Origin of the sequence: Kribbia dieselivorans NBRC 106261 (assembly GCF_001552435.1) — a bacterium.
GTDB lineage: Bacteria > Actinomycetota > Actinomycetes > Actinomycetales > Dermatophilaceae > Kribbia > Kribbia dieselivorans.
Map to the genome: position 1 here is coordinate 1 of NZ_BCRE01000221.1, position 7,900 is coordinate 7,900.

A 7,900-nucleotide genomic window follows, 5' to 3' on the forward strand; every position below is an offset into this window, starting at 1 on the left:
TCACCTCACCCGAGCCGGCAGAGCCGCCCGATGCCGCCGCACCACCCGCACCGGCAGTGACGAGCTCGGCGTCGGCCTGCGCCCGGTCCGCCTGCGCCCGCTCGGCCCGCACCGGCCCCAGGCTGGCGAGGTAGAGCAGGTAGGCGAGCATCGACAGGGCGAGCACACCCATCGCGGAGTACAGACTGATGTTCGCGTAGGACGCCATGGTCGTGTTCATGATCGGGCCATTCTTCCATCGAGTGAGGGCTGGAGGGAGAGTCGTTCGGCCACCGACTCCGCCAGGTCGGTGACGAGGTCGGCCAGGGCGGCGTCGTCCTCCTTGGTCAGGCCGCCGATGATGAGCCGGCGCTGCGGCGGTCCATCGACGTCGTTCACCTCGACGACCCGCGCGAAGATGCGCCGGCGCCGCAGGAACAGCATGGCCATGAGGCCGACGAGCATGAGCACCGCGGAGCCGAGGGTGAGCCACTTGCCGGGGTCGTATCGAATGGACAGGCCAGCGAACCGCTCGACGCGATCGAAGGTGATCGACCCACGACCGCCGGGCAGTTTCGCCGTCTGGCCGGGGGTGAGCCACAGCCGCAACTGGTCGGTGCCCTTGGTGTTGAGCACCTTGTCCATCGACGCGGTGTCGAGCGTGTACACCGACTGCGGCCGCCCGTCGGGGAACAGTTCACCTTCGTAGACGCTCAACGCGAGCGCCGGGGCCTTGGTGTCGGGGAAGACCGAGACCGGTCCGAACTCCGGGTCGATCGTCGCCGTCGGCAGGAACAACCCGACGAAACCGAGCTGCTTCGGGCTCGCGGCCGGCACCTTGATCGCCCCGACGGAGCGGTAGTTGTTGTCCTGCGCGAGGAACGGCGTCGCCCCCCGGTAGAGGATCTCGCCCTTCGCGTCGCGCACCGTGATGACCGGCGCGTACCCGTTGCCGAGCAGGAACGCGCTCGCCTTGTCCATCTCGAGCGGGTGGTTGACGCTGACCTGACCGGGCACGCTCGGCGCTCCGGGCTCGGCCTGCGTGGTCACGGTGGCGCTGAACGCGCGCGGCTGCCCGAACTGCCCCTTGCCGGTCGTCGTCTCCTCGAAGTGCGCGTCCATCGAGTCGACCTTGATCGTGAACGGCGACAACTTCGAGGGGTCGACGAGCGGGCCGGGTGAGAACGTGTCGTAGCGCGTCAGGGTGTTGGTGAACGTCTGCCCGGCCGGGACGATGACGTCACCCTTCCACCCGTAGAGGTGACCGATCGCGACTCCGACGATGATGCCGAGCATCGAGATGTGGAAGAGGAGGTTGCCGGTCTCCTTGGCATAACCGCCCTCGGCACTGACGGAGGACTCGTCATGCCGGGCCACGCGGAAGCGTCGCCGCTTCATCTCGGCGGCCACGGCCTCGTACACCGCGTCATCGGTGGCGGCCTCCGGGGCGTCGGCCGGGCCGAGCGCAACGGTGGCATGGGCCTCGAGGCGTTCGAGTCGCTTGGGGGCCTTCGGCGGAGCGGCGCGCAGGGCCCGCAGGTGCACGGCCGTGCGCGGCAGGATGCACCCGACCAGCGAGATGAACAGGAGCAGGTAGATCGCGGAGAACCACGGCGTGCCGTAGACCTCGAACATCCCCAGCCGCTCCAGCCACGGCGACAGGCCGGGGTGGGCGACCTTGTAGTCCGCCACGCGCCCGGCGTCGATGGAGTACTGCGGGAAGACCGACCCGGGGATCGCCGCAACCGAGAGCAGGAGCAGCAGGAACAGCGCCGTGCGCATGCTCGTCAACTGCCGCCACCCCCACCGCAGGTAGCCCACGAACCCCAGTCTGGGCTGGGTCACCTCACTCACAACAGCACCTCGAAGTCGCTGACGAGCCGGGTCTGGACCCAGCGGTTGATGTCCTCCCACACGCCGGTGAGCAGCAGCACCCCGACGATGAGAAGCAGGATTCCCCCGACGACCTGGACCGTGCGCATGCGCGAGCGCAGCCACCCCGACACCTGCGCCCACCGCGAGTAGGCCCCGGCGATGAGGATGAACGGCAGCCCCAGGCCGAGCGAGTACGACAGACCGAGGAGCGCCGCACGGCCGGGCGAGGGGTCGACCGTGGCGGCGGCGAGGGTCATGACCGCGGCCAGCGTCGGGCCGATGCACGGCGCCCAGCCCAGGCCGAAGACCGCGCCGAGCAACGGCGCTCCGAGAAGCCCGGCGGCGGGGCGGATCGGCAGACGCCACGTGCGTTGCCCGCCCATGCCGAGAAAGACCAGGGCCATGAGGATGATCAGGACCCCACCGATGCGCTGCAGCAGCAGACGGTGTTCGATCAGGGCGCGCCCGATGCCGGCGATGAACAGCGTGCCGGTCAGGAAGACGACGGTGAACCCGAGCACGAACAGGGTCGCGCCGAGCACCATGCGCCACCGGGCCCGCTGCGCGAGGTCGATGTCGCTCAGGCCGGTGACGTACCCGAGGAAACCGGGGACGAGGGGCAGCACGCACGGGCTGGCGAAGGACACCAGACCGGCGAGGGCGGCGACGAGCATCGCCAGGGGGAGGGCGCCGTCGAAGACGGCTTGGGGCAGGGACAAGTTCAGGTCAGGCCTTCTGCGCGTCCTCGATCATGCCCTCGAGCGTCGAGCGCTCGATCGGACCGCGGAACACCGCCGCGATCCGCCCCTGGGTGTCGAGCACGAGCGTGCTCGGGGTGGCCGTGGCCTTGTTCTGCAACGACAGCGGGGCGGTGCCGCCCTCGTCGCTGAGCGAGGGGAAGGTGTGATCCCACGCCTTCTGCTGCGCCAGCCCGGAGGCCGCCGATTCGCGCGAGTCGATCCCGACGAACGCGACCTTGGCCGGATCGGCGTTCTCGTGGACCTCCTTGAGAGCGGGGGCCTCCTTCTGGCAGGGAGCGCACCACGAGCCCCAGATGTTGATGACGACGGTCTTTCCGCGGTAGTCGGCCAGGTCGAGCGGTTTGCCCTCGAGCGTCGTGCCGGACAGCGTGATCGGCTCGGCGCGGTTGGCCGACGGGATCTGTTCGATCGTGCCGTCACCCTGGATGAAGTTCTTGTTGTCGCCGGCCTTGGCCTGATTGGCCACGGAGTTGTTGTCCGAGGAGCAGGCGGCGGCCCCACCGACGAGCAGGGTCAGCGCGGCCAGGGTCGCGGGCAGTCGACGGCGCAGACTCATGCCCCTGCCACCGTATCGGCGTGGGAGTACAGCTGGGCCGCGGGCTCGGCGTACGTCACCGAGGCGAGCCGGTCGCCGAGGTAGGTCAACGAGGTGAACGAGGCGAGGTTGCACTGTCGGCGGCGCGGGTCGTGGATGAACGGGCGGCCCTCGACCTTGAGGCGCATGACCCAGATCGGCAGTTGATGGGTGACGATGACGGCCTCACGACCGCGGACGTGATCCCGGGCGGCGAACACGGCCTCCTGCATGCGCGCCGCGATGTGCGCGTACGGCTCGCCCCAACTGGGCTCGGCGGGGTTGCGCAGCAGCCACCAGTGGCGCGGCTGCAGCAGGGAGCGCGGTTCGGACCGCTCCCCCTCGAAATGGTTGCCCGCCTCGATGACCCGGGCGTCGATGAGCGGGGTCAGGCCGGTCGCGGTCGCCAGCGGCGCGGCGGTCTCGAGGGCCCGCTCGAGCGGGGAGGACACGAGCAGGGCGATGTCGCGGTCGGCCAGGCGGCCGGCGGCGAACTCGGACATCCGCCGGCCGCGGTCGGACAGGTGGTAGTCCGGGAGGCGGCCGTAGAGGATGCGCTCGGGGTTGTGCACCTCACCGTGACGCAGGAGGTGGACGACGGTCCGATCGAGGTCGGTGGCGTCGTAGCGGGCCGGGCGGGTCATGCGGGGCAGTCTCCCAGAGAACTCTGGGAGCCCGCCAATCACCCCTCGGCAGCCGCCCGGGCCGCGTGCGGCAACGCGTCGAGGACGACATTGATCGCCTCGTCGTCGTGGGCCCCGGAGACGAACCAGCACTCGTAGGCGCTCGGCGGCAGGTGGACGCCGCGGCTGAGCATGGCGTGGAAGAACCGGCCGAACGCCGCGGTGTCCTGGCGCTGCGCTCCGTCGTAGTCGATGACCGGGTCGCTGACATCACCGGCGACGTGGGTCTCGTCGACGTCGGCGGCGGTGAAGAAGACGGAGAACATCGACTCGGCGAACTGGACGCGGTGGGGCACGCCGGCGGCGGAGAGCGCCTCCGAGGTCGCCTGCGCGATCGTGCCGGCCGTGGCCTTCAGGCGCGTGTAGAGGTCGTCGTCACACGCCCGGAGCGTGGCCAGGCCGGCGGCGCTGGCCACCGGATTCCCGGAGAGGGTGCCGGCCTGGTACACCGGCCCCTCGGGGGCGAGGTGGTCCATGACGTCACGTCGGCCGCCGAACGCCGCGGCCGGGAACCCGCCGCCCATGACCTTGCCGAAGGTGAACAGATCCGGAGCGCCGAACGAGTACGGCGTCGTGGCGTTCTCATGGCCGTACCAGCCGGCCTTGGACACGCGGAACCCGGTCATGACCTCGTCGCTGATGAGCAACGCGCCGTGTTCCCGGGTGACCCGGCGCAGGCCGTCGGTGAAACCGGGCAGCGGCGGCACGACGCCCATGTTGCCCGGGCAGGCCTCGGTGATGACCGCGGCGATCTCGTCACCGCGCTCCGCGAAGACGGCCTCGACGGCGGCCAAATCGTTGTAGGGCAGCACGATCGTCTCGCCGGCGGCCGAGGCCGGGACGCCGGCCGAGTCAGGCAGCGCGAAGGTGGCCACCCCCGAGCCAGCGTGGGCGAGGAGGGCGTCGACGTGGCCGTGATAGTTGCCGGCAAACTTCACCACGACCGAGCGGCCGGTGAAACCGCGGGCCAGGCGCAGGGCACTCATCGTCGCCTCGGTGCCGGAGTTGACGAGCCGAACCGCCTCGACGGGGTCGACTCGTGCGACGATCTCCTCGGCCAGGGCGACCTCGTTCTCGCTGGGGGTGCCGAAGCTGAACCCGCGGGCGGCGGTGGCGGTGACGGCCTCGAGCACGTCGGGGTGGGCGTGGCCGAGGATCATCGGCCCCCACGAGGAGATGAGATCGACGTAGCGGCGCCCGTCGGCGTCGGTCAGCCAGGGCCCCTGTGCGCTGGTCATGAACCGCGGGGTGCCGCCGACGCTGCGGAACGCCCGCACGGGCGAGTTGACGCCGCCGGGGATGACCTTTCGGCCGCGGTCGAACAGGTCAGCGGAGGCAGGTGCCTCGAACGGGTACGGCTGCGTCATGAGGCACAGTCTGGCACCGCCCGATCGCCGTCGGCGTCGCAGTCCGCCTGCTGTGCGGAGGCCGGCTCCTGGTGGCCGGGGTGCAGGTGTTCGCGCACCTTCTCCATGGCGTGGCCCAGGGCCGCGAACTCCTCGGGGGTGAGCGCGTCGACGAGGGCGTCGCGCACGGACTTGACGTGCGCCCAGGCCATGTCCTCGATCGCCTGGCGGCCGGACTCGGTGAGGACGAGTTCGACGCCGCGCTTGTCCTCCAGACACGACTCACGGCGCACCCAGCCGCGCGCCTCGAGCCGCGCGGCGGTGTGCGTGACCCGGCTGCGCGACTGCACGATGGCGTCGGCCAGCAGCGACATCCGCAGCCGGCCACCGGGCGCCTCGGACAACATGGAGATAAGTTCGTACTCGGTCAACTGAACACCGAACCCGTCGAGGGCCGAGTTGAGCTCGTTCTCGAGCAGGCGGGAGCCTCTCAGGTAGGCGCGCCAGAAGGTCTGCTCCTGCGCGGTCAACCAGGTGGGCGACTCCAGCTCGGTCACGTCCTCATCTCCTTGGGTCTGTGGGTCATTCTCTCAGATGACGGCTGCGGGCTTCGGCGTTTCGACGAGCCCCTAGTTGAATTGTAAACCATCGATGTTGTAGCGTCGGCACGCACCACGGCAACGGCGTCCGGGACACCCCACGTCTCGCCGCCGAGCCCCACCGACTCCCGCCCGCCCGGGCGGCCCGAGCACCTGTCAAGGAGACACCATGGCCACCTACTCCGACCTCACCCCCGGCACCTGGACCATCGACGCGTCCCACTCCACCATCGGCTTCACCGCCCGCCACCTCATGGTGACCAAGGTTCGGGGCTCGTTCCACGACTACAGCGGCGCCGTCGTCGTCGCGGAGCCGGTCGAGAACTCCAAGGTCGACGTCACGATCCAGATCGCCTCGGTCGACACCAAGGACGAGGGCCGCGACAACCACCTGCGCTCCGGCGACTTCTTCGACGCCGAGGCCCACCCCACGATGACCTTCACGTCGACGTCCTTCGACGGCGACAAGCTCACCGGCGACCTGACCATCAAGGGCATCACCAAGCCGGTTGTCCTCGACGTCGACTTCGAGGGTGTCGTCACCGACCCGTGGGGCAACGAGAAGGCCGGCTTCGAGGCCGAGACCGAGATCAACCGCAAGGACTGGGGCCTGGACTGGAACGCCACGCTCGAGGCCGGCGGCGTGCTCGTCTCCGAGAAGATCAAGATCAACCTCGACCTCCAGCTCGCGAAGGCCTGATCAGCGCCTGACGCCCCCGCGGCGCCTCCCCTCGCAGCTGTCCCCCCGCGCCTGCTGTCCCCCCGCGCCTGTCCCCTCGCGCCTGTCCCCTCGCGGTTCGAGGTATTAGCGACCGCTCCAGCGGTCCTTAATACCTCGAACCACGGGGGGTTCGTTCGTCCCGCGGGGGTTCGTGCGTCACCGCGGGGGGTTCGTGCGTCACCGCGGGGGGTTCGTGCGTCAGCGACGCAACGCCTCCGCCGCCTCGAGCGCGAAATACGTCGCGATGATCGACGCTCCGGCCCGCTTGATGTGCAGCAGCGACTCGAGCATGGCGCGCTCGCGGTCGATCCAGCCGCGCTCGGCTGCCGCGACGATCGTCGAGTACTCCCCCGAGATCTGGTACGCCGCCACCGGTACCTCCGACCGCCGCGCGGCTGCGGCCACGATGTCCAGGTGCGGCTGGGCCGGCTTGACCATGATGATGTCCGCGCCCTCGCTCAGATCGAGGTCGATCTCGCGCAGCGCCTCGTCGGCGTTGGCCGGGTCCTGCTGGTAGGTCGCGCGGTCGCCGGTCAGCGACGACTGGACGGCGTCCCGGAACGGCCCGTACAACGCCGAGGTGTACTTCGCCGCGTAGGCGAGGATGCCGACGTCGGTGTACCCGGCGTCGTCGAGCGCACCACGCACGTATCCGACCTGACCGTCCATCATCCCGGACATGCCGAGCAGGTGCGCGCCCGACTTCGCCAACGCCAAACCCATCGCCGCGTAACGCTCCAGCGACGCATCGTTGTCGACGACCAGCGCGCCGGAGTCGTCGGTCTCGAGCACGCCGCAGTGGCCGTGGTCGGTGAACTCGTCCAGACACAGATCCGGGATGACGACCAACTCGTCACCGACCGCGTCGACGATCGCGCGGGTGGCGACGTTGAGGATCCCGTCCGGGTCGTCGGCGCCCGAACCGATGGCGTCCTTGGTCAGCGGCACGCCGAACGGCATGATCCCGCCGATCCCGAGCTCGACGCAGCGGCGCGCGACCGCCACGACACCGTCGAGGGTGTGCTGGTACACCCCGGGCATCGAGGCGATCTCGACGTCCTGCGTGGCGCCCTCCTTGACGAACACCGGCAGCACGAAGTCCGCCGGGTGCAGGCGGGTCTGCGCGACCAACCGGCGCATACCGGCGGAGCGCCGCAGCCGCCGGGGTCGAACGACCGGCCCGTTGAGCGCGTCGTAGCCACCGTGGGGGTGCGCGGTCATCGACCTCACCCCTCGGCCGACGCCGCGGCGCCCTCGGCGGCGGGACTGTTCGCGGCGGCACTGTTCGCGGCGGCCTTCGCGCTGGCCTTGGCCGTGGCCGCGGCCGGCTTGCGCCGGGTGACCTTCTTGCGCCGCTGCGAG

The 7,900-nt window shown here is 70.3% G+C and carries 8 protein-coding genes and 1 pseudogene; 1 reads left to right on the plus strand and 8 read right to left on the minus strand.

The window, feature by feature from the left end:
- The 7 genes and pseudogenes from KD1_RS14750 to KD1_RS14780 form a co-directional block, all read right to left on the minus strand.
- Nucleotides 1-220: pseudogene (locus KD1_RS14750) on the minus strand (hypothetical protein); the annotation flags it as partial.
- Nucleotides 217-1,833: a cytochrome c biogenesis protein ResB gene (gene resB, locus KD1_RS14755; RefSeq protein WP_068403187.1), complete on the minus strand. Its 1,617-nt coding sequence runs from the start codon at nt 1,831-1,833 to the stop codon at nt 217-219. The gene resB and the pseudogene KD1_RS14750, both read right to left, overlap by 4 nt.
- On the minus strand, nt 1,830-2,567 hold the full coding sequence (locus KD1_RS14760; protein WP_370670765.1) for a cytochrome c biogenesis CcdA family protein: 738 nt from the start codon (nt 2,565-2,567) through the stop codon (nt 1,830-1,832). Before KD1_RS14760 ends, resB begins: the two co-directional genes overlap by 4 nt.
- Nucleotides 2,568-2,580: 13 nt before the next feature.
- Nucleotides 2,581-3,171, minus strand: coding sequence for a TlpA family protein disulfide reductase (locus KD1_RS14765; protein ID WP_068403191.1), 591 nt, complete (start codon nt 3,169-3,171; stop codon nt 2,581-2,583).
- On the minus strand, nt 3,168-3,833 hold the full coding sequence (locus tag KD1_RS14770) for a histidine phosphatase family protein (protein WP_068403193.1): 666 nt from the start codon (nt 3,831-3,833) through the stop codon (nt 3,168-3,170). Before KD1_RS14770 ends, KD1_RS14765 begins: the two co-directional genes overlap by 4 nt.
- Nucleotides 3,834-3,871: 38 nt before the next feature.
- Nucleotides 3,872-5,239 carry a glutamate-1-semialdehyde 2,1-aminomutase gene (gene hemL / locus KD1_RS14775; RefSeq protein ID WP_068403195.1) on the minus strand — a complete coding sequence of 456 codons (1,368 nt, stop codon included), beginning with the start codon at nt 5,237-5,239 and terminating at the stop codon, nt 3,872-3,874.
- Complete coding sequence (locus tag KD1_RS14780) at nt 5,236-5,775, minus strand: MarR family winged helix-turn-helix transcriptional regulator (protein ID WP_068403197.1); 540 nt, start codon at nt 5,773-5,775, stop codon at nt 5,236-5,238. Before KD1_RS14780 ends, hemL begins: the two co-directional genes overlap by 4 nt.
- A 211-nt stretch (nt 5,776-5,986) precedes the next feature.
- Here KD1_RS14780 and KD1_RS14785 point away from each other — a divergent pair, with 211 nt between their 5' ends.
- Nucleotides 5,987-6,517: a YceI family protein gene (locus KD1_RS14785; protein ID WP_068403199.1), complete on the plus strand. Its 531-nt coding sequence runs from the start codon at nt 5,987-5,989 to the stop codon at nt 6,515-6,517.
- Nucleotides 6,518-6,736: 219 nt separating this feature from the next.
- Here KD1_RS14785 and hemB read toward each other — a convergent pair whose 3' ends face one another.
- Complete coding sequence (hemB, locus tag KD1_RS14790; RefSeq protein ID WP_068403201.1) at nt 6,737-7,759, minus strand: porphobilinogen synthase; 1,023 nt, start codon at nt 7,757-7,759, stop codon at nt 6,737-6,739.
- Nucleotides 7,760-7,900 lie beyond the last annotated feature (141 nt).

Coding starts and splice junctions, on each gene's coding strand:
- KD1_RS14765 (WP_068403191.1), bottom strand. CDS start 3,171: ATGAGTCTGCGCCGTCGACTGCCCGCGACCCTGGCCGCGCTGACCCTG.
- KD1_RS14770 (WP_068403193.1), bottom strand. CDS start 3,833: ATGACCCGCCCGGCCCGCTACGACGCCACCGACCTCGATCGGACCGTC.
- hemL (WP_068403195.1), bottom strand. CDS start 5,239: ATGACGCAGCCGTACCCGTTCGAGGCACCTGCCTCCGCTGACCTGTTC.
- KD1_RS14785 (WP_068403199.1), top strand. CDS start 5,987: ATGGCCACCTACTCCGACCTCACCCCCGGCACCTGGACCATCGACGCG.
- hemB (WP_068403201.1), bottom strand. CDS start 7,759: ATGACCGCGCACCCCCACGGTGGCTACGACGCGCTCAACGGGCCGGTC.